This window comes from Paenibacillus rhizovicinus (genome assembly GCF_010365285.1).
Taxonomy (GTDB): Bacteria; Bacillota; Bacilli; order Paenibacillales; family Paenibacillaceae; genus Paenibacillus_Z; species Paenibacillus_Z rhizovicinus.
On record NZ_CP048286.1, the window covers coordinates 3,567,915 to 3,585,134 of the forward strand.

Here is a 17,220-nt window from a genome sequence, read left to right on the forward strand (position 1 = left end):
CTCCACCTTTCAAGGGCGCCTTCGCCCCGATGCATCCGTATCAAGCCAGATTAAATCAGTTGAAGCAGTGGCATCAGTTATCCAGCGAACGCGAGCGCAGCGCCACGAACCCGCTCGGCTTCCACTGCAGGAAGGCAACGATGCACGCGAACACCAGCACCTTGCCGAGCGATGCCGTCGTCCAATACTCGAACAGCGTGTTGGAGAGCCCGATCCCAAGCGCCCCGAATACAGTGCCGACCAGCTTCCCGACGCCGCCGAGCACCACGACCATGAACGCGTCGACGATGTAATACGTCCCGATCGCCGGTCCGATCGGACCGATGAGCGTAAGGGCGCAGCCTGCGATACCGGCAATGCCTGAGCCGATCGCGAATGTCATGGCGTCCACCCGGCGCGTCGAAATGCCGAGACAGGCGGCCATTTCGCGATTTTGCATGACCGCCCGCATGCGGCGGCCGGAATGGCTCTTGTAAATGTACACGTACATGGCAAGCAGGCAGATGAGCACCAGACCGATAATGAACAGCCTTTTGTACGGGAATACGTTGTCGCCTACGGTCATGCCGCCATCCAGCCAAGCCGGACTCTTCACGCCGACGTTCGGCGCGCCGAAGATGCTGCGCGCCAGCTGCTGAAGCATCAGTCCGACGCCCCAGGTAGCAAGCAGGCTGTCGAGCGGACGGCCGTAGAGAAACCGGATCAGCCCCATCTCCAGCACAAGCCCGAAGACGAATGCAACGATGAAGCTGACCGGAATAGCCAGCGCGAAATACCAGCCGAACATGGAATCCGGCAGGTAGTCGGCAAATAGATTTTGCACGACGTAGGCGGTATAGGCCCCGATCATAATCAGCTCGCCATGCGCCATGTTGATGACTTTCATGAGCCCGAACGTTATGGAGAGCCCGAGCGCGATCAGCAGCAGAATCGAGCTGACGCTGATGCCGTTGAATAGCTGGAGGACGATCACATCCATAAATTCACCTCTCAAACAGCAGTTTGGACGACAACAATCGATTGCGAAGGAGTAATGCGGAGGAACGGAAAGCCTAGCGAGGACTGAACGACTTACCGTACCCAAAGCGCGGGCAAGGGAAGCATTCGAAGCATAAGCCGACGAATACTTCCCCTTTCCTGCCGCAATGACAGTTATGGCGTTAGCTATTATGGAGTCGCGCTAGCGCTGCCGCGCGGCTTCTCAACTTGCTTATTTGCCTTCGCTCAGGCTCTTCGCCCAGTCGTAGCCTTTCAGGAACGGATCCGGCTTCACCGGGGAGCCGGAGTTCCACACCTCTTTGAACTGGCCGTCCGTTTGGACTTCGCCGATTCGAACGGTTTTGTAGAGATGCTGCGTTTCGCCGTCGATTTTCACTTTGCCTTCCGGCGCATCCCACTCCAAGTCCTTCGCCGCGGCTTTCACTTTGTCGACATCCGTGGAATCGGCTTTCTCAACCGCGGCCGCCCACAGGTAGACTGCATCATAGCCTGCTTCGATCGGATCCGCCGTTACCCGGTCATCGCCGTATTTCTTTTTATAAGCGGCGACGAACGTTTTATTTTCCGGCGTATCCGTCGTTTCATAGTAGTTCCAAGCCGCATACGTACCAGCCAGCACGTCCGCGCCGATTCCGCGGATCTCTTCTTCCGCTACCGATACGGACAATGTCGTTAGAGCCGAGGAGGAAATGCCGGCATCCTTCAATTGCTTGAAGAAGGCGACGTTGCTGTCGCCGTTCAGCGTGTTGAACACGACATCCGGCTTCGCTTCCTTGATCTTCGAAATGATCGTCGTATAGTCGGTATGGCCAAGCGGCGTGTACTCTTCGCCCGCCAGCTCGCCGCCTTCGACCTTCAGCTGCTCTTTGATAATCTTGTTCGCCGTACGCGGGAACACGTAGTCGGAACCGAGCAGGAAGAACTTCTTGCCTTTATTCTGAAGCAGCCACGTTACCGCCGGCACGATCTGTTGGTTCGTCGTAGCGCCCGTATACATGATGTTCGGCGATTGTTCCAGTCCTTCGTATTGCACCGGATACCAGAGGAGTCCGTTCAGTTCCTCGAATACCGGCAGCATCGCTTTCCGGCTGGAGGACGTCCATCCGCCGAATACCGTCGCGACTTTATCTTCGGAGATCAGCTTCCGCGCTTTCTCCGCGAATGTCGGCCAATCCGAGGCGCCATCCTCGACGACCGGCACGATTTTCTTGCCCATGACCCCGCCCTTTGCATTGATCTCGTCAATGGCCATCATTTCCGAATCCTTAACCGACACTTCGGAGATCGCCATGGTACCGCTTAGAGAATGAAGAATGCCGACTTTAATTTCCCCGCCGCTGCTAGTCTCGCTGCCGCTTCCGCTGTCGTCCGTTTTGGCGCCATCCGCATTTGTCGTTGTTGAAGCCGCGTTATCATTCTTCCCGCAGCCTGCCAGCACCATCATCAGTGCCAGTAATACAAATACCCCGCTTTTCCAAAACTTTCTCTTCATTCTCCCACTCCCCATCCATGTCCTGTTCTCTTTTTCCGAACGTTCTACTGGATATCCTTTCCATCGTTCGTGGGTTCATTATAAAATCATGTTAGCTTGTATGTCAATAAAGTTTACACGTAAATTCAAAATCGAAATTTAAAGATAGATACCGAGCTATATTCTGCTAAATATTCGACATTCATTTGTCGTTTAAGTCAATATAAATATCATATATATGACATATAAAAGATGGGCCTTTAAAAATGGAAGACCGACGATTACGATCCCTGACCTCAATCTAGCCGACCTCTCAAAAACAAAAAGCCTTCCTGATCGCCATAAAGACGATAGGAAAGGCTTTTTTGCGAGAAATACTATTGAACCTTATAAGTTATTGTGATGCCGTAATAAGTTGCCCATGCTGCCAATTTAGTTTTGGAGCCCGCGCTTATTGACGTTTGCTGATTGTAATCCAGAGCATTGAAGTCATTTACATATCCTTGAACAGTAGACTTACTGTAAAGGAACTCTAGACCTTTGCTTGGTTTTGCAGCCAGCAAATTATACTTCAAGTCCAGCATTTGCACTTCCGCATTCTCCAGCTTGGCCAAACGCTCTCCACCAACTAAAGTTTTTCCATGGTCGCTCAGCGCATTATAAGCTGGTCTTGCAGCAATAATGCTAGCAATACTCGCAAGGTCAGACAACTTAACCGGGGTATGAATACCGTCGATTAATGCATTAACCGCATTTACGGCAGTTGTTTCTGCGTTGACCAAAATATCAAGAATTTGATTATCACCTAAATAGTCAAGTCCACCGTTATTGACCATTTCATTGTAAGCAGCCCACAGATTGTTCAAAGTTTGCTGCGGGTTGTCCTTCAGATCAGCAAGGAATCCTCCAAGCAGATCTTCGAATGCTCTCGCCGATTGAATGCCGTGCGCGACAGCTTCAAGCGCGTTCAATGCATTCAGTACATTCTGGTCCGGCGTGATATGAATCGTGTTCATGATCGAGAGGTACAGATCCTCCAAGCTGGATAGGGACTCCAGACTCGTCTCAATTTCTGCAGGCGTCAGCGACAATGGATCAGTAGCCAGCCTTTGCAGCAATTGGACCATGTGAATCGTGTCTCTTACATGATTGAGCAGCGTATTAAACCCGTCGTTCTCATCGATTGTAATACCCAGATCGATAGCGATATTGTTATAGGCCGTTTGCACTTGATCAACAACATCTTCAGCCGTGTCGATATTGAATGTTCCTACGTTCTTCAAGTTGTTGATCAGTTGCTGCAACTCATTAAATGCAGCCTGATATCCAGCTACCTTCGCCAGCACGTCGTTGATCTCATCGCTGTATTGGCTTTGCAGGCCGGACAAAGTCGCGTTCAATGCCGCTTTGATTTCGTCCACGCGGGACTGTAGAACAGTCCAGTCAATCGAGGACGGATTCTGAATCAGAATCGCCAATTGCTGTAACCCGTTAATCAGCGCTTCGGCTTGGTCGAATTTCGCCAAGACGTTAGGGTCAGCAACACTTCCGAATTGAGCTGCGATTGCCGTGTAAATCTCTTTGGCACTTAGAATAATAGCATGTACGGATTCGGAATTGATTTGGTCGTAAGTGGAAGCTTCTGCAATGAATGCTTTGATCTCGTTGATTGCCGCTGCCAGCTTAATTACGTTATCGATCGTCTTCAGCTGCGTGAGCGTACCTTCGCCGATTCGATCCTTGATCGCTTGAGACAGGCCCGCATACGAACCTTGAACACCGCCGATCAATCCGGAGATGTCGATGGTAACCACGTCCGGCGCGTTCTGAATCGCCGTGTACGCAGCAAGGATTTGATTAATGATGGCGTCAATCTGCTGCAAGGCTTGAACTCTTTGCAGCAATGCGGGATCAACGGATTGGTGAATCGCCGCCAGTTGATCGACGATGTTTGCGTATTGGCTCAGAATGCTCTTGATGCCTTGCGTATGGAAATCGATTGTCGTCGGCAAGTTGTCAATCGAATTCTCCAGGTCTAATCAAGCGATGGAGCCGCTTTACGGCACCAATTTACCAGTCCAATCGCCAGCGCCAGAATAAAAATAGCTTCCCTCACGTCGGCTAGGACGCTATGGGAAGCTTATTAAGTTGCAACCTTCTGATTCGAATTTCGAATATCCCTATTGAAAAACAATGCACACCGGCTTCACTGTCTCGAACGACTCGCCGGTCGCATGCAAACGTCCGGTTGCAGCATCGATCCGGAACGCAATGATCGTGTCGCTGTCTTGATTGGCGGCGAGCAAGAACTGCCCATCTGGAGAAATGGCGAAATTTCGCGGCGTCCGGCCACCGCTGGATACGATTTCGACCCGATCGAGCTGACCGTCCTGAAGGATGCGATAAACGGCGATACTGTCATGTCCCCGATTGGAGGCGTACAAGTACCGGCCGTCCTTCGTAACATGAATATCCGCGCATGTATTCTCCCCGGCGAACCCCTCCGGCAGCGTCGAGACGCTCTGCAGCAAGGCCGCCTCGGATGTCTCACCATCATAGCTGTACACGGCAACGTTACAATCCAGTTCGTGCACTACATACAGCCTGTCTCCTGCAGAATTGAAGGCCATGTGGCGCGGACCCGCTCCGGCAGCCGTCTTGGTCGCATGGTGGCGGACAAGCTTCTGCGCCTCGTGATCGATCCGGTAATGGACCATTTCATCGGTCCCGAGATCGGCAACCAGCGCGAATCGATTGGCCGCGTCGATAATCGATGAATGCGGATGAGGCGCTTCCTGCCTGTCGTCACGCGGTCCGCGTCCCTCGTGGGCCTTATGGTCCGCCAATGCAAGCGAACCGTCCTCCTGAATCGCATACAGGCTGACCGTGCCGCCCGTATAATTCGTCACGATCAGCAGCCGCTCCGTCGCATCCATCGTCACGTGACACGGCGATCCGCCCAATGTCGACGCTTCATTAATAAGCGTCAGCGCGCCATCCTCGGGATGAATGGCATAGCCAAGCACGCTGCCCGGCTCCGCTCCCGTCTCGCTGACAACGTAAAGCCGCGTGCCTGCCGCATTAACGGTCAAATAAGAGGGATGATGAATGCCAGCCAGCCCTGAACGCTCGGTCAATCCCCCGTCATGTCCCTGCAGCCGCATCGCCTTAACGCCTTCTTGCTCCCGCGACGCATATGATCCCGTATACAAAAGTCCCTGTCCCATGATCGTTCCTCCCCGTTATCGCATCATAAACACGAACAAGCCCAGCCGTTTCGGGCTGGGCTTGTTCGCAAGAAATGCTGCCCTTACCCGACAATCACCGATCGTTACTTGCTTTCGGTTTTGCTATCGTTCGTGGCTGTATCGTCTTTCTTGTCGGCATTGTTCGTGCCAGTATTGGTCTTGCCTGTGTTGGTTGTACCTGCGTTCGTGCCCGTGCCTGCACCATCCGTCGTTGCCGCTTTCGGCAGATCGATCTTCGTAATCAGTTTCGGCAGCTCGTCCGTCATGTAAGCCTGCAGCTTGGCCGAAGACGCTTCCTGCTTAAGGGACTCTTTGTCCGCGGCAGTAAGTTTGTCAAACGCCGTTGGCGTGCGTTTCTCGACCTTCATGACGTGGTAACCAAACTGCGATTGAACGGGATCGCCGACTTTGCCGATCTCTTGTTTATTCGCCGCGTCCTTGAACTCCTGCACCCAGCCTTTTGCCTGCTGGTCCGCATACAGACCGCCTTTGTCCTTGGAGCCGTCATCTTCGGAGTATTTCTTCGCCAGGACATTCCAATCGCCGCCCGCATCCAGCTGGGCTTTGACATCCTTGGCGATTTTGAGCGCTTCCTCGCCCGTGCGTTTCTCAGCGCCCGTTGTCGGATCTACCGTCGAGATCAGAATATGGCGAACGCTGATTATATTGTAGTCGTCTTTCGTCGACTCGTATTGTTTCTGAACATCGGCATCGGTCACTTTGCTTTCTTCGTCTTTCATGATGCTCGTGATCATGGTGTAGAAATAACGGATGTCCGCTTCGGTCAAGCCGGCATCGTCCGCCTTCTTCTTGATCGTTGCATCGGCATCGAACTGCTGCTTCACTTGCGAGTAGAACGTATCGATAGCCTTCTGGTCCTCATCGCTCAGCTTCTTGTCCGAGAGGGGCTTGTACAAAATTTTATACCCGATGTATTCGCGCAGGAACTGCTCTTGCAGCTGCGGAATGCTCAGGTAAGCTTCTGTTTGCGGCTGCACGATGCCGAAGAACGTGGAATACTTCTTGAACTCGTTGTCTGTTACCGTGCCGTCCTTGTACGTCGCAATGGTTTTGCCTTCCGCCGTGCCTGGTGCTGCCGAGGATGCCTCCTCCTTCTTACTACCGCAGCCCGCCGCAAGCACGACGACCAATACGGCGACAATCGCCAGCAGGATCGTTCTTCTTGCCCGTTTAGTGCGTAACATCCTGTAGTTCCCCTTTCGATTGAATGGTATCCTTGTACTGCGTCAAAAACCGCTCCAACAGTTCAAGCTTCTGCTCCACGGCCAACCCTTTGCCGCGCAGCTGCACGACCGGATAAGGCTCTTGTCCTGAAGGACGCGCGAACCGGTTCTCCAGCTGGAGGCAGATACGGTCCACCTTCTTCGCGTCAAACCGCTTCTTCTCGCGCTCCGCGAACTTGAGCGTAAAATCCTCGCCTTTGCCGCCGATTTGTTCGATTCCGCAAATGGCGCCGAATACTTTAAGCCGGGCTACGGAAAGCAGATTATCTACCGACTGCGGCAAATCGCCGAACCGGTCGACAAGCTCGTCGCGCAGGTCATCCCCTTCTTCGAAGGTACGGACCGCGGCGACTTTCTTATAAATCTCTATCTTCTGTATGCTATCGTAAATATAGGAAGAGGGCAAGTAGGCATCGATGCTCATGTCGATAACCGTGCTCACTTCCTTCACCTGCTCTTCGACTTCGCCGCCCATTTCCGCTTTCCGCTTGGCGATTTCGTCGGCCAGCATTTGCGAATACAAGTCAAAGCCGACGGACGCGATGAAGCCGTGCTGTTCCGCCCCGAGCAGGTTGCCCGCGCCCCGAATGGACAAGTCGCGCATCGCGATCTTGAACCCCGAGCCGAGCTCCGTAAATTCCTTAATCGACTGCAGCCGCTTCTCGGCGACTTCCGTCAGCACTTTATCCCGCTGATACGTGAAATACGCATATGCGATCCGATTGGACCGTCCGACGCGGCCCCGCAGCTGATACAACTGCGACAAGCCCATTTTATCCGCATCGTGCACGATCAGCGTGTTAACGTTCGGAATATCGACGCCCGTCTCGATGATGCTGGTGCTGACGAGCACGTCGGACTCCCCGTCGAGGAAGTCGAGGATCGTCTTCTCCAGCTCCTGCTCGGACATTTGCCCGTGACCGACCGCCACCTTCGCATCCGGCACCAAGGCGTTGATCTGCTCGGCCATTTGATAGATGCCTTGCACCCGGTTGTATAAGTAATACACCTGTCCGCCGCGCGCCAGCTCGCGCTCGATCGATTCGCGGACAAGCGACGGGCTGTACTCCACCACGTAGGTTTGAACCGGGAACCGGTTCTCCGGCGGCGTCTCGATGACGGACAAGTCGCGTACGCCGAGCATGGACATGTGGAGCGTCCGCGGAATCGGCGTTGCCGTCAGCGTCAAAACGTCAACGTTGGTTTTCAACCGCTTCAGCTTCTCCTTATGCGACACGCCGAAACGCTGCTCCTCATCGACGATAAGCAGTCCCAAGTCCTTGAATATCACGTCCTGCGACAGCAGGCGGTGCGTCCCGATCACGACGTCCACCGTCCCGGCCTTCAGCCCTTTCATCGTTGCCGACTGCTCCTTCTTGGAGCGGAACCGGCTCAGCACCTGAACGTTGAACGGGAAGCCCGAGAACCGTTCGCGGAACGTCTCGTAATGCTGCTGGGCCAGAATCGTCGTCGGCACCAGAATCGCGACCTGCTTGCCTTCGATCGCCGATTTGAACGCGGCGCGCACCGCGACTTCCGTCTTGCCGTAACCGACGTCGCCGCACAGCAGGCGGTCCATCGGACGAGGCGTCTGCATATCTTTTTTGATCTCCGATATCGCGCGCAGCTGATCGACCGTTTCGTCGTAAGGGAACATCGCTTCGAATTCCTGCTGATACGACGTATCCGGACCGAATCCGAACCCGGTCGTCGCCTGCCGCTCGGCGTACAGCTTGATCAATTCGTCGGCGATATCCTTGACGGACGATTGCGCCTTACTCTTGACGCGCGTCCATTCGCTGCCGCCAAGCTTGTATACCTTAGGCTCTTTCTCTTCGTTGCCCACATATTTCTGAATGAGGTCGATCTGCTCGATCGGCACGGACAGCTTGTCGCCGCCCGCGTACATAATATGCATGTAGTCCTTATGGATACCGGCAATCTCCAGCGTGCCGATGCCCATGTACTTGCCGATGCCGTGGTTCTGATGCACGACATAGTCGCCGACCTTAAGTTCCGTATAGCTCTTGATTCGCTCTGCATTGTCCATCTTCTTGTCGAGACGGCGCGCCTTGCGCTGTTTCTGCGAGAACATCTCGCCCTCGGTAATGACGATGAGATGCACGGACGGCAGCTCAAACCCGCTTTGCAGGTTGCCCTCGATCAGAATCGGCGGCTCGATGCCGTAATCCTGCAGCACCCGCCGCATGCGGTCCATCCGCTCCGCACTGCCGGCAAGCATCATGACGGTAGCGCCTGCTTTGCGCCAGCGCTCCATCTCGGCTTTGAGCACGTTCATTTGACCGTGGAAATTTTGCATCGCGCGGCTCACGACATTGAGGATGTTTTGCGGCTGCGTATGCGGAATCTGACGGAGGAACAGGGACAAGAACAGCGTCGGGAAGGGACGGTGGAATAGAACGTCGTCCGATGGGCGCGCCAAAGCAAGCGCCGGCAGCGCTTTGCCGTTCGTCATCAGATGCGTCGACCATTCCGCTTCATCCCGCTCCAGCTGGCGCCCGGTCTCGATCAGACGCGTCGGCTCGTCGTAGATCAACAGCGTATCGCTCGGTACATAATCGAATAAGGTCTGCCGCTCAGGGTAGAGCAGTGAAATATATTTATAGATTTCCGGAAAATAATGATGCTCCCGCAGCTTCTCGATCTCGGAGCCGATCTCCGAACGCAACCGATCCTTGGCCGTGCGGTCGGTCATCTTCAGCAGCTGCTGCTCCAGCAGATCCGATGCATGCTGCGCCGCGTTCTGGAACCGGCGTTTATCCGCCGTCAGCTCCTGGCAAGGCGGCACGCTGTACTCGTTCAGCTTCTCGATGGAGCGCTGGTCGGAGGAATCGAACGTCCGGATCGAGTCGATTTCGTCATCGAACCATTCCACGCGGTACGGATGCGGGGACGTGAGCGGGAAGAAGTCGACGATTCCGCCACGTACGCTCATCTCGCCTTTGCCTTCTACCTTATCCACGCGCTCGTAGCCAAGCTCTACCATTTGGCGTAAAAACGCTTCCAACGCGAGCGTTTCGCCCACCTTGAGCGAGATGCGCGCGTTCGCCATCACGGTGTTCAGCGGCAGAAAGCGGCGAACGCCGGAGAACGGCACGACAACAATCCCGCGAAACCCTTGCGACAGCCGGATAAGCACATCCATCCGCTGGGCTAGCGTTTCCGGGCTCGATATCGCCGCTTCGGCGGCGACAAGCTCGTTGGCGGGGAAGAGCAGCACCTCGTCGGCGGACAAGCACTCCACGAGATCCTCGGCAATCTTCTGCGCCGCAAACATGTTGTGGGTAACGACGAGTATCGGGCGATCGAATTCCTGCTTCAGCGCAGCGATCATAACCTGCCGCGATGAGCCGGCCAGCCCCGATATGAGCTGCTCGCGCATCCCTTTCTTGATTCCGGATACGATGGAGACAAAATCCGTATCCGCGGCATAAGCTTCCAATAATGCTTTCAAGTTAGCGGCACCTCGTTTCTTTCCAAACCAAACCGTACAGTTCCCACAGGCTTTTTTACTATAGATCAAAAAAGAAGCCTCAGCCGTTCGCCAAGGCTCTTCTATCGCTGGCTACTGCAGCGGGTTCACCACAAGCAGCAGCTCGGGATTGCTCTCTATCGCTTCGCGACAATAATCGCAAACCACGTTGACCGTAACGTCTCCGTTCGAGTTATACGCTATTATATCGCTGCGTTCTTCGGGGGTCAAGAAATGGAAACCGAGCTGCGCCTCCGAAATCTGCGTGTTGTCGATAGAGCCCATGGACGTTTTACAATGCCGGCAAACATAATTCACAGCCATATTTATGCCTCCTGAGTGGTCGTTATACCCTGGCCGCGAACTTTCTCTGATCCGTGAGCCTCTCACCGTTCAGTCGTAAAGTTCGCCGCCCAGGTATGCATCCTACCCTGGTCGCGAACTTCTCTGATCCGTGAGCCTCTCTCACGGTTCAGTCGTAAAGTTCGCTGCTCGGGTATGCATCCTACCCTCAGTATGCCCGCGCCCGCCGAAATTTAACGGTTATATTTGGCCATGGTACGCTCGAACGGATTGGTGAGCGCAAACTCTATCGCGTCGCAGCTCTCTTCCACCATCAGCTTCAATAGCTCGCCCTCGCTCTTGGGAAAATTAGAAAGTACGTAGTCCGAGATGATCATTCCGTTCTGCGGCCGCGAAATGCCCAGCCGAATCCGGTTAAAAGTCTGCGTGCCGGTATGTTGAATAATGGACTTAATCCCGTTGTGCCCTCCTGCGCTGCCTTGATAGCGGAGCCGAATGCGGCCGGTTTCCGTATCGAGATCGTCATAGACGACGATGGCATCCTCCAGATCGGCTTTGAAATAATCCATAAACCCGCGTACCGTCTCGCCCGACAAGTTCATATACGTCATCGGCTTGATTAGCGCTACCTTCGTTCCTGCAACGTTTCCTTCGCCAATCAGCGCCTTGCATTTGCTTTGCGTAACCGAGATGCCCCACCGTTTGGCGAGGACGTCCACGACCATGAACCCGACATTATGCCTTGTCCCTTGATAAGCGGTACCGGGGTTGCCGAGACCTACGATCCATTTCATGCTGCTATCGTCAACTCCTGTTCAAAATGAATACGGCTGTTGCCATCCGGGATCCGAGAATCTTCTGGCATCTTGGACCCTTTTAAAAAATAGTTCCCGCCCATGCAACGAATGTTCGTTCCAAATGGTCATATGTATAGTGGCGGCGGACTGCCGAACTTCGTATGCAAAGGGGCGTTTATTCGATGTATGAAAACGGACAACTGATCTTCGACGATTGCCATTTTCAAGATCACTTTGATTGCCAAGTGCCCGTGCAGGTCTATTGGGGCAAAGAGCATCATGACATCGGCTTCGTCGATGAGGTCAGTTCATCGTACATCAAGATGAATAATATTTTCTACAGCCGCAAGCGATTTACCTTCGTCTCCAGGCCCGGCTACTGAAAAAAAGTAAAGGGGCTGCGCCGGCAGCCCCGTTTTGTTGCTCTAAAGTAAAGCAGGAACGATATCGTTCGTTCTTTTCATCTCGCTTACGTCGATGTATGGACTTCCATCTTCGCTTCATGCGACCGCTCTGCGGCTGCTTCGGCCTCTCCGTCTGCCTCTGCCGCTTCTTCGGCGGTCAGGTCTTTCTGCGGCATGAGGATCGTCACGATGACCTGATCGGCATCCAGCCGGGTCGTCACGCCCGAAGGCAGCTTCAAATCCCCGACCAGCAAGTTCTCCCCGATGCCCAAGCTCGAGACATCGACTTCGATCGACTCCGGAATTCCGCCCGGCAAGCAATGAATTTCCAGCTCATGCAGCATCGCTTGCAGGATACCGCCCTCGCGTACGCCCGTAGAGTCGCCAACCATATCCAAACGGACCATCGTTTTAACTTCTTGATTCATATTCACTTGATGGAAATCGACATGGAGCACGGTTCGTGACAGCGGCTCGCGTTGTACCTCCGTCAGCATGACGGGCTGTTTGCCCGCGCCGGGGATATCGAGCTCCAGCAAGGCATGCGGATGGGAGCGAAGCAGCGAGGACAGCTCCTTCTCGTTCACCGCCACATTCAGCGGCTTGCTAAGCTGTGTTCCATATACAACGCCGGGCACTCTGCCCTTCATCCTCATGTTCCGCAATTCGCCCTGTGTGCCAGTCTTCCGTTCTTCAGCTTGAAACGGGATTGCCATTGTGGAAACCTCCTTGTACAATTCGATTTCCATATATTCATACCCAATCCGCCCCGGAATTAAACGAATACGCGATCATGACGGCCTGCCATTCGGCTGCATGGAACGAGCTGCGACCATATTCAGACCAGGTCGGCAAGCCCCGGCTGCTTCCCTCTCAGCCCATGTCCACACAAGCAGATGCAGATGCAAAAAGAACCCCGGGTTATTGGAACGCCCCGGGGCCCTCGAACTAGAACTTAAATGATTCGGCTATAGCAGCCGATTAGTTTTGGGATTTCGCATCTTTCTTCACTTTAGCCCGTCCGCGCAGCTTCTCGGCATACCCCGGCTTATTGACCTGGCGCTCGCGCGCAATGGCCACATCGTTCTCCGGCACGTCATGCGTAATCGTGGAGCCCGCCACGACATAAGCGCCGTCGCCGATCTTGACCGGTGCGATCAGGTTTACGTTGCTGCCGACAAACGCGTTGTCGCCGATTTCCGTGAGCGACTTGTTATAGCCGTCGTAATTGACCGTAATAGCGCCACAACCGATGTTGACGTCTTTGCCGACCTTCGCGTCGCCGACATAGCTCAAATGCGATACTTTCGTCCCGTTGCCCAGCTCCGCGTTTTTGATCTCGACGAAATCGCCGATCTTAACGCCGATGCCGAGCTTAGAGCCTGGACGGAGATACGCGTACGGTCCGACGGAACACTCGTCGCCAATCTCGGCTTCCGCAGAAACGGCATGCTTCACTGTGACGCCGTTGCCGATTGTCGTATCGGCAATATCCGCATTCGGGCCGATAACGCAATCTTCCCCGATCACCGTCGCGCCCCGCAGCACCGTACCCGGATAGATAACGGTATCCGACCCGATCACAACGTCCGCTTCAATATATGTCGCTGCCGGATCGATAATCGTAACGCCGCCGATTTGATGCTTGCGCACGATGCGTGCGCGCATCAGCGCTTCTGCTTCGCCAAGACCGACGCGGTCGTTGACGCCAATGCCTTCGGCAAAGTCAGGCGTGCAATAGGCGCCTACGGTTTCTCCGGCGTTCTTCAGGATTTCCATGACGTCCGTCAAATAGAATTCGCCCTGCGCGTTATGGTTCGTTACTTTAGCGAGCGCCTGGAACAGCTTCTTATTATCGAAACAGTACATGCCCGTATTGATTTCCGTAATCTCCGCCTGCTCCGGCGTGCAATCCTTCTGCTCGACGATGCGCAGCACGTTGCCGGCATCATCGCGAATGATGCGGCCAAGGCCCTGCGGATTCGGCACGACTGCCGTCAGTACGGTTGCTGCCGAACGCGTTCCCGTATGAATGCTCAGCAGTGACTGAATCGTCTCCGAAGTCACAAGCGGCGTATCGCCGTACAGGATGACCGTCGTGCCTTCTTCTTCGCCTAGCAGCGGCTCCGCTTGCTGAACCGCATGCCCGGTGCCCAGCTGTTGTTCCTGGAGTACGATCTCTACGCCGGCTCCAAGATAGGAACGAACCGTCTCTGCGCCATGCCCGACAACGACGACCGTGCGCTCGCAAGCGGCATCCTTCACCGTTTGAAGCACATGCGCCACCATCGGTTTACCGCACACGGGATGCAATACTTTATATAGTTTGGATTTCATGCGTTTTCCTTGACCTGCCGCAAGGACGATAGCCATTACTTTCACGAATGTCCCTCCACCCTGAGCCAATCTACGGCTCATATTAATGCTCTACTGAATATAGCGTATCACAGGGCAAAAGAAAAGAGAGCCAAATGGCTCTCTTCCTTACTACCCCAATATTCCCATTAAGCGCCTTCTTCAATAACTTCTTCTTCCGTGGCCGCACGCTCGTACTCAGCGAGTACGGCAGCTTGAATCTTCTCCCGTGTCGTCGAAGAGATCGGATGTGCGATATCCCGGAACTCTCCATCCGGCGTACGCTTGCTTGGCATTGCCACGAACATACCATTGTTTCCGTCTATCACACGAATATCGTGAACGACAAACTCATTGTCAATGGTAATGGAGGCGATGGCCTTCATGCGACCTTCGGAATTTACTCGGCGGAGTCTAACATCGGTAATTTGCATCTGTGTTCACCACCTTTGCCTATCGAAGACTTGGTGTATACTTCCACATTACGATGCGAATTCCTTCATGATTCTGGAAAATACATGGTTAGTTTTTAAATATTTTTTCAAATGAAAGATTATTCTATTTTATTCGACTTATATCGATACGATAAGCTCAATTTCGACAAGCACGTCCTTCGGAAGCCGCGCCACTTCTACGGTTGAGCGTGCAGGCTTATGGTCGCCGAAATAAGAAGCGTAAATGGCATTCAATGCTGCGAACTGGTTCATGTCTTTAATGAAAACGGTCGCTTTGACCGTATCGGAGAGCGTTGCTCCCGCTTCTGCCAGAACTGCCTCAAGATTACGGAACACTTGATGCGTTTGTTCCTCGATGCCGCCCTCAATCAGCGTGCCGTCGGCATTCAATGGAATTTGACCGGACGTAAAGAGCAGGTTGCCCAGCTTAATCGCTTGCGAATAGGGCCCGATCGCCGCAGGCGCGTTCGTTGTCGAGATCATTTGCGGTTGTTGTTTCGTCATGTACATAGCCTCCGTTATTTCTCTAGTCGATTGAAATAGTTGCCTGGAATGACCGTAGTCTGCTTCGTCTTCAAATCCACGGCCGTCAGACTAGCAAGTGAGACGTAGTCCTCTAGCAGCCGCTCCTCGGTATCGAGCTCGCCGGATTCCACGAATACGCCAACGCCGGCGACCTTCGCATTGAATTCATAGAGCAAATCCATCATGCCCTGAATCGTACCGCCCGCTTTCATGAAATCATCCACGATCAGCACGCGCGCTCCTTCTTTGAGCGCGCGGCGGGCCAGCGACATCGTTTGGATGCGCTTATTGGAGCCCGAGACGTAGTTGATGCTGACGGCGGAGCCTTCCGTTACCTTATTATCCCTGCGAACGATGACGACCGGCAAATTCATGCACGCAGCCGTTGCATAGGCCAGCGGAATGCCTTTGGTCTCCACGGTCATGATTACATCGATCTCCGCGTGCGCGAAAGCCGTCGCGAACATGCGGCCAACGTCCGCGAGCAGTCCCGGCTGCCCCAGCATATCCGTCATATATAAATAACCGCCGGCAAGCACGCGCTCTGGCTGCTCCAGCTGGCGGCAAATGCCGTTCATTATTGTGAGCGCCTCTGCGTCAGCCATCTTCGGCGTATATTTCACGCCGCCGGCCGCGCCTGCAAGCGTATGAAGCTCGCCAAGCCCTTCCTCTTCGAACACTTCTTTAATAATCGCCAAATCTTCACTGATGGACGACTTGGCAGATTGATAGCGATCTGCAAATGCTGTTAGAGAAATTAACGTATGGGGGCGCGTAAGTAAGTACTGCGTCATCTCAACTAACCTTGCACTGCGTTTTAATTTCTTCAAACCGTACTCCCCCCATGCTAAATCCGAATAATATAAAGTCAATATACCATTTTCATACGGATTTAATCAAGGTTTACGTCGGCTTTATGTCAGCATTCTTACCACGTAAACTTCTTTGCAAAATCCGCGCAGTCCATTATAAATCCTGGACACCTTCGCTTCCTTACTCACAAGTCCGAAAACGGTCGGCCCGCTGCCTGACATGAGCACGCCGTCCGCGCCCAGCCGCTGCATGATCTCCTTCATTTGCAAGACTTCCGGATACAGCTGCAGCGTAACGGTCTCCAGCACATTGCCGAGATGCGAGCACACGTCCATGAACGATCCGTTTGCAATCGCTTCCACCATGTCTTTCGTCGAAGGATGCTTTTTCAGCTCGGAAGCCCGCAATTTTCCGTAAACATCGGCCGTCGAGACATTGATCGGCGGCTTCGCAAGAATGACCCAGCATTGCGGCGGATTCGGAATGCGTTCCAGCTTCTCCCCGCGTCCGCGCGCTATGGCCGTACCCCCTGTCACGCAGAACGGCACATCGGAGCCGAGTTCCGCGCCAAGCGTGCAGAGCTCGTCCTCAGAGATGCCGAGCTGCCACAACCGGTTTAATCCGCGCAGCGTAGCGGCTGCATCGCTGCTGCCGCCCGCTAAGCCCGCCGCTACCGGGATATTTTTGTCCAAATGAATATATACGCCCTTACGAACGTTATAACGATCCTTAATAAGCCTGGCTGCTTGGAAAGCCAGGTTCTTCTCGTCCAACGGTATGTATCCTGCCTGGCTTGATATAAAGATGGAATCGCTTTGCAGCTCCTCCATTTCAAGACGGTCGGCCAAATCGACCATGGTCATGATCATTTCGACTTCGTGAAAACCGTCCTCGCGCTTGCGCATCACATCCAAGAGCAAATTGATCTTGGCCGGCGCCTTCTCATAGATCTTCATGTTCGATTCACCCGTCCATTATCATTAAACTTCACATATTATAACAAAAGGTCATAAGAAAAGCTAAGATGTCGGCGAGTTTGCTGCTGCATCCTCTCCATCTTAGCTGATTGATCCCGTCATTATACGTCATTATTGAACCATGTGAGGTGAATGG

Annotated in this window: 15 protein-coding genes; 1 reads left to right on the forward strand and 14 read right to left on the reverse strand. The window is 53.8% G+C overall.

Annotation, left to right across the window (positions count from 1 at the left end; genetic code table 11):
• Positions 1–73: 73 nt before the first annotated feature.
• From urtB to pth, 8 genes are all read right to left on the reverse strand, one after another.
• Positions 74–979 carry an urea ABC transporter permease subunit UrtB gene (urtB, locus tag GZH47_RS15960; RefSeq protein WP_162641008.1) on the reverse strand — a complete coding sequence of 302 codons (906 nt, stop codon included), beginning with the start codon at positions 977–979 and terminating at the stop codon, positions 74–76.
• A 231-nt stretch (positions 980–1,210) separates the two neighbouring features.
• Positions 1,211–2,491, reverse strand: a complete 1,281-nt coding sequence (gene urtA, locus GZH47_RS15965; RefSeq protein WP_162641013.1) for an urea ABC transporter substrate-binding protein — start codon at positions 2,489–2,491, stop codon at positions 1,211–1,213.
• 356 nt (positions 2,492–2,847) lie between these two features.
• Positions 2,848–4,482 (reverse strand): hypothetical protein, encoded by a 1,635-nt coding sequence (locus GZH47_RS15970; protein ID WP_162641014.1) that lies wholly within the window; start codon positions 4,480–4,482, stop codon positions 2,848–2,850.
• Positions 4,483–4,650: 168 nt separating this feature from the next.
• Entirely contained in the window at positions 4,651–5,697 is a 1,047-nt protein-coding gene (locus GZH47_RS15975) for a lactonase family protein (protein ID WP_162641023.1), read from the reverse strand.
• A gap of 104 nt (positions 5,698–5,801) precedes the next feature.
• Entirely contained in the window at positions 5,802–6,923 is a 1,122-nt protein-coding gene (locus GZH47_RS15980; protein ID WP_162641031.1) for a peptidylprolyl isomerase, read from the reverse strand.
• Positions 6,910–10,437 carry a transcription-repair coupling factor gene (mfd, locus tag GZH47_RS15985; RefSeq protein ID WP_162641037.1) on the reverse strand — a complete coding sequence of 1,176 codons (3,528 nt, stop codon included), beginning with the start codon at positions 10,435–10,437 and terminating at the stop codon, positions 6,910–6,912. The genes GZH47_RS15980 and mfd overlap by 14 nt, the downstream gene beginning before the upstream one ends.
• Before the next feature lie 111 nt (positions 10,438–10,548).
• Positions 10,549–10,779 carry an anti-sigma-F factor Fin gene (locus tag GZH47_RS15990; protein ID WP_162641038.1) on the reverse strand — a complete coding sequence of 77 codons (231 nt, stop codon included), beginning with the start codon at positions 10,777–10,779 and terminating at the stop codon, positions 10,549–10,551.
• 212 nt (positions 10,780–10,991) lie between these two features.
• Positions 10,992–11,552: an aminoacyl-tRNA hydrolase gene (gene pth, locus GZH47_RS15995; RefSeq protein ID WP_162641043.1), complete on the reverse strand. Its 561-nt coding sequence runs from the start codon at positions 11,550–11,552 to the stop codon at positions 10,992–10,994.
• 185 nt (positions 11,553–11,737) lie between these two features.
• On the opposite strand from pth, the gene GZH47_RS16000 reads away from it, so the two are divergent.
• Complete coding sequence (locus GZH47_RS16000; protein WP_162641053.1) at positions 11,738–11,938, forward strand: hypothetical protein; 201 nt, start codon at positions 11,738–11,740, stop codon at positions 11,936–11,938.
• An 86-nt stretch (positions 11,939–12,024) separates the two neighbouring features.
• On the opposite strand, the gene GZH47_RS16005 is transcribed toward GZH47_RS16000, so the two are convergent.
• The 6 genes from GZH47_RS16005 to ispE form a co-directional block, all read right to left on the reverse strand.
• On the reverse strand, positions 12,025–12,675 hold the full coding sequence (locus GZH47_RS16005) for a 50S ribosomal protein L25 (RefSeq protein ID WP_162641060.1): 651 nt from the start codon (positions 12,673–12,675) through the stop codon (positions 12,025–12,027).
• A gap of 265 nt (positions 12,676–12,940) precedes the next feature.
• Positions 12,941–14,341 carry a bifunctional UDP-N-acetylglucosamine diphosphorylase/glucosamine-1-phosphate N-acetyltransferase GlmU gene (gene glmU, locus GZH47_RS16010; protein WP_162641074.1) on the reverse strand — a complete coding sequence of 467 codons (1,401 nt, stop codon included), beginning with the start codon at positions 14,339–14,341 and terminating at the stop codon, positions 12,941–12,943.
• A gap of 122 nt (positions 14,342–14,463) precedes the next feature.
• Positions 14,464–14,748, reverse strand: coding sequence for a septation regulator SpoVG (gene spoVG, locus GZH47_RS16015; RefSeq protein WP_018759486.1), 285 nt, complete (start codon positions 14,746–14,748; stop codon positions 14,464–14,466).
• A gap of 138 nt (positions 14,749–14,886) precedes the next feature.
• A complete protein-coding gene (locus GZH47_RS16020) occupies positions 14,887–15,273 on the reverse strand; it encodes a RidA family protein (protein ID WP_162641080.1) in 387 nt (128 codons plus the stop codon).
• A 14-nt stretch (positions 15,274–15,287) separates the two neighbouring features.
• Positions 15,288–16,124: a pur operon repressor gene (gene purR, locus GZH47_RS16025; protein ID WP_162641085.1), complete on the reverse strand. Its 837-nt coding sequence runs from the start codon at positions 16,122–16,124 to the stop codon at positions 15,288–15,290.
• 84 nt (positions 16,125–16,208) lie between these two features.
• On the reverse strand, positions 16,209–17,063 hold the full coding sequence (gene ispE / locus GZH47_RS16030) for a 4-(cytidine 5'-diphospho)-2-C-methyl-D-erythritol kinase (protein WP_162641091.1): 855 nt from the start codon (positions 17,061–17,063) through the stop codon (positions 16,209–16,211).
• Positions 17,064–17,220 lie beyond the last annotated feature (157 nt).

Excerpts from the sequence above, each read along its gene's own strand:
- pth (WP_162641043.1), bottom strand. The coding sequence starts at position 11,552 with ATGAAATGGATCGTAGGTCTCGGCAACCCCGGTACCGCTTATCAAGGG.
- GZH47_RS16020 (WP_162641080.1), bottom strand. The coding sequence starts at position 15,273 with ATGACGAAACAACAACCGCAAATGATCTCGACAACGAACGCGCCTGCG.
- urtA (WP_162641013.1), bottom strand. The coding sequence starts at position 2,491 with ATGAAGAGAAAGTTTTGGAAAAGCGGGGTATTTGTATTACTGGCACTG.
- ispE (WP_162641091.1), bottom strand. The coding sequence starts at position 17,063 with ATGAAGATCTATGAGAAGGCGCCGGCCAAGATCAATTTGCTCTTGGAT.
- GZH47_RS16005 (WP_162641060.1), bottom strand. The coding sequence starts at position 12,675 with ATGGCAATCCCGTTTCAAGCTGAAGAACGGAAGACTGGCACACAGGGC.
- GZH47_RS15990 (WP_162641038.1), bottom strand. The coding sequence starts at position 10,779 with ATGGCTGTGAATTATGTTTGCCGGCATTGTAAAACGTCCATGGGCTCT.
- GZH47_RS15980 (WP_162641031.1), bottom strand. The coding sequence starts at position 6,923 with ATGTTACGCACTAAACGGGCAAGAAGAACGATCCTGCTGGCGATTGTC.
- GZH47_RS16000 (WP_162641053.1), top strand. The coding sequence starts at position 11,738 with ATGTATGAAAACGGACAACTGATCTTCGACGATTGCCATTTTCAAGAT.
- urtB (WP_162641008.1), bottom strand. The coding sequence starts at position 979 with ATGGATGTGATCGTCCTCCAGCTATTCAACGGCATCAGCGTCAGCTCG.
- spoVG (WP_018759486.1), bottom strand. The coding sequence starts at position 14,748 with ATGCAAATTACCGATGTTAGACTCCGCCGAGTAAATTCCGAAGGTCGC.
- GZH47_RS15975 (WP_162641023.1), bottom strand. The coding sequence starts at position 5,697 with ATGGGACAGGGACTTTTGTATACGGGATCATATGCGTCGCGGGAGCAA.